This window comes from Achromobacter sp., assembly GCF_057314935.1.
In genome coordinates, this window is sequence record NZ_DBHKZA010000104.1 from 1 (window position 1) to 3,515 (window position 3,515).

Below are 3,515 nucleotides of genomic sequence, written 5' to 3' on the forward strand. Positions count from 1 at the left end.
TCTGGTAGGCGGTATTGGGTTCGAACCAACGACCTCCACGATGTCAACGTGGCGCTCTAACCAACTGAGCTAACCGCCTGCAAAGAAGAAGAATTATATAGTGCTTTTTTGAACTGTGCAAATCGTCTTGAAGAACTTTTTGCTGTTTTCATTGCGTTTGAAGTTTTGCTTTTAAGCATCGGCGTTGGTGCTTAAAACCAACGCCAAAACCTCATCCGCCTGCACTACTTTTTCCCTTCAATTTCGTGTCCGCTGCATGTGCTGCATCAACGAAGAACGAGATTCTATCAGAACTTTTTATTCCTTGCTCGACTTCGACGCCACTACTGACATCGACCCCCCAAGGCCTCACCCACTCGATGGCCTGACCGACGTTTTCGCCGTTCAATCCACCCGACAGAATCAACGGCCGCGACACAGGATCCGCACGCACCTCGTCCAGCAAGGCATAGTCGAATCCGTGCCCGCTGCCCCCGTATCCGGCGCTGTAGCTGTCGAACAGCCACCCCGCCGCTTCGCCATAGGCGCGGCAGCTGGCAGCCAGGTCTTCCGCCGTATCCAGGCCCGGCGCGCCTGCGCGGAACGCGCGCAGGAAGCGATGGCCGTAGCGGCCGCAATCCTGCGGCGTCTCGTCGCCGTGGAACTGCAGCAGTTCGGGCCCAACCTGATCCAGCACGGCCTGCACATCCGCGGGATCCGGATTCACGAACAGCGCCACGACGTCCACGAACGCCGGCACCGTGCGGCGCAGTTGCGCGGCGCGCGTCGGCGTGAGGCAGCGCTTGCTCTTGGCGTAGAAGACAAAACCGATCGCGTCGACGCCCGCCGACACGGCGGCTTCGATGTCCTGTTCGCGGGTCAATCCGCAGATCTTGATGCGTGTGCGCATGAAACTCATCACTTATGTCGCCCAACGCGACGTGCAGGACCAGTATATCCGGCGCGCCAGAGGGGTTCAGGCGCCCGGTTGGCCCAACGTGGCGATCAGATTATCGAAACTGCCTTCGGCCACGCGGAACCAGGGCACTTCCTTGTCCCGGAAAGTCGTCATGCTTTCGTACAGTTTCTTGAACATCGGGTCCTTGGCGCCCATCTCTTTATAGGCGGCCAGCGAAGCCTCGTAGCACGCCTGCAGAACGGGCTTGGGAAACGCCTTCAGTTGTGCGCCGCGCGACACCAGCCGGCGCAGCGCGTCCGGGTTGCCCGCGTCGTACTTGGCGATCATGTTGCCCGTGGCCATGCGGCAGGCCAACGCCAGCGCGGATTGATACGGCTTGGGCAATTCATCGTACGCGTCCTGATTCACGTAGAGCGACAATTGCAGGGTGCCCGCCCACCATCCCGGAAAGTAATAGTTCCTGGCAACCTTGTAGAGCGCCAGGCTTTCGTCGTCATGGGGGCCGACCCACGCCACGGCGTCGACCGTTCCGTCCTCCAGCGCGGCATAGGTATCCGAAACCGCCACCTCGACCGGCGTCGCTCCCAGACGCGCCAGCACGTGCCGGGCAAAGCCGCCCGCCTTGACCTTCAAGCCACGCAGGTCATCCACGGTCTTGACCTCGCCGCGGAACCAGCCCCCCATCTGCGCCCCGGTGTAGCCACAAGGGAAATTCAAGATGTTGTATTTGTCGAACAGCACGCGCGTCAGCGCCAGGCCTTCGCCTTGGGTCATCCAGGCATTCATCTGCCGGGTATTCAGGCCGAATGGCACCCCGGCGTCAAAGCACAGCGCGGGATCCATGTCGAAATACCGGGTCGACGCGGTATGGCCGCACTCCACGACACGATGCTGCACGGCTTCCAGCACCTGGCCGGACTGCACCAGATCGCCAGCGGGAAAGATCTCGATACGGAAGCGCCCATCGGTGACTTCAGCCACATACCGCGCGACGTCCTCCGCGCCCGCGAACAGCGTGGGCGACTCATTCGGGAAGCTGGACGCCAGCCGCCAAGACACGGTGGGCGCGTCTTGCGCAAAAGCCGGTGCCGCCAGCGCGGCGCTGCCTGCGGCGGCGCCCAAGGCGGTTTGCTTCAAAAACGCGCGGCGTTGCATGGCAAAGACCTCCAAGTGGGCGCGGGAAACGCGCCTTGGGTTACAGCGCTTTCCTAATAGGTCTGCGTGAACGGCGACAGCAACAACGACCCGCCGTCCAATTCTTCCAGGCCGAATTCAGCCGGATAATCAATCGCGGACAAATACAGGCCATCCGGCGAAAACGTGGGTGCACCGAGCTTGCGGTCGCGCCAGGACAACAGCTGCGCCATCCAGTTCACGGACTCCCTGCCCTGCCCGATCTGCAACAGCGCGCCCATGATGTTGCGCACCATGTGATGCAGGAACGCATTGGCCTTCAAGGTGAACACCAGGAAAGGCCCGCGCTCTTCGATTTCCAGCCGGTGCATGTGGCGCACCGGATGCTTGGCCTGGCATTGCGAGGACCGGAAACTGGAGAAATCATGTTCGCCCAGCAGCGCCTGCGCGGCAGTCCGCATGGCCGCCACATCCAGCGGCTGGAAGCACCAGCCCGCCCTTCCCGCCCATAGCGCCGGCCGGACCCGGCCGCGCCACAGCAAATAAACGTAGGTGCGGGCGCGCGCGGAAAAGCGCGCATGGAACTCGTCGGACACCGATTGCGCCCACTGCACCGAAACGCTGGGGGGCAGAAACGCGTTCACGCCCCGCACCCAGGATTCCATGCGGCGGTCCAGCGTCGTGTCCAGATGGACCACCTGCATCGCGCCATGCACGCCGGTATCGGTTCGGCCGGCGCAAATCGTGGGAACGGTACCTTCCACACCGCAAAAACTGGCCAGGGCGGATTCCAGCGTGTCCTGCACCGTCTGCCGGTGCGGCTGCGTCTGCCAACCCTGCCAAGCGGAGCCGTCATACGCCAGCCCCAATGCAACTCTAGACATTATTCAAACCCGTGGACCGCTGACTCGGCGCGGTTCGTCCGTGGGCGGTTCGTCCAGGTCGAGATTGATCGTATCGAGCTTGCGGTTCAGCGCTGCCGTGTCCAGCGCAGGCTCGTTATAGGCGTACGTTTCCTCGTCGTCGTCCCCGCGCCGGGCCCCGGCACGGCGCAGCAACCAGGCGATGGCGAATGCGATCAGCGCCAGCACGGCGGTGACGATGACGAGCAGATTATCGGCAAGCCAGCCGGGCATGCCGGACGTGAGGTCCTTGGCGTTGGTCGGAGCCGTTCCCGCCGCCTTGTCGGCAGAGGACGCGCCCGGGGTGCCTGCGGCGCCCGCGGTACCGGCTGCGCCCGGAGTACCTGTCGCACCCGGCGCACCTGCCGTGCCCGGAGTACCTGCTGCGCCCGGAGTACCTGCTGCGCCCGAAGTACCTGCTGCGCCCGAAGTACCTGCTGCGCCCGGAGTACCGGCTGCGCCCGGAGTACCGGCTGCGCCCGGAATACCTGCTGCGCCCGGAGTACCGCCTGCGCCTGGAGTGCCTGCGGCACCCGAAGTACCTGCGGCACCTGAAGCACCACCGGCACCCGGAGTGCCTG

General features: G+C 63.6%; 4 protein-coding genes and 1 tRNA gene. All 5 read right to left on the minus strand.

Annotation, left to right across the window (positions count from 1 at the left end; all coding sequences use genetic code 11):
• Window positions 1-2 precede the first annotated feature (2 nt).
• The 5 genes from ACO6D5_RS26580 to ACO6D5_RS26600 all read right to left on the minus strand — a co-directional run bounded on the left by ACO6D5_RS26580 (window position 3) and on the right by ACO6D5_RS26600 (window position 3,168).
• A tRNA-Val gene (locus ACO6D5_RS26580) sits at window positions 3-79 on the minus strand.
• A gap of 132 nt (window positions 80-211) precedes the next feature.
• Window positions 212-889, minus strand: a complete 678-nt coding sequence (locus ACO6D5_RS26585; protein WP_485827037.1) for a phosphoribosylanthranilate isomerase — start codon at window positions 887-889, stop codon at window positions 212-214.
• Window positions 890-955: 66 nt separating this feature from the next.
• The gene (locus ACO6D5_RS26590; RefSeq protein ID WP_485827038.1) at window positions 956-2,053 is read right to left on the minus strand and encodes a TRAP transporter substrate-binding protein; all 1,098 of its coding nucleotides are present in this window, start codon (window positions 2,051-2,053) and stop codon (window positions 956-958) included.
• 53 nt (window positions 2,054-2,106) lie between these two features.
• Window positions 2,107-2,916, minus strand: coding sequence for a tRNA pseudouridine(38-40) synthase TruA (gene truA / locus ACO6D5_RS26595; protein WP_485827039.1), 810 nt, complete (start codon window positions 2,914-2,916; stop codon window positions 2,107-2,109).
• A gap of 3 nt (window positions 2,917-2,919) precedes the next feature.
• Window positions 2,920-3,168 (minus strand): hypothetical protein, encoded by a 249-nt coding sequence (locus tag ACO6D5_RS26600; RefSeq protein ID WP_485827040.1) that lies wholly within the window; start codon window positions 3,166-3,168, stop codon window positions 2,920-2,922.
• Between the last annotated feature and the right edge of the window lie 347 nt (window positions 3,169-3,515).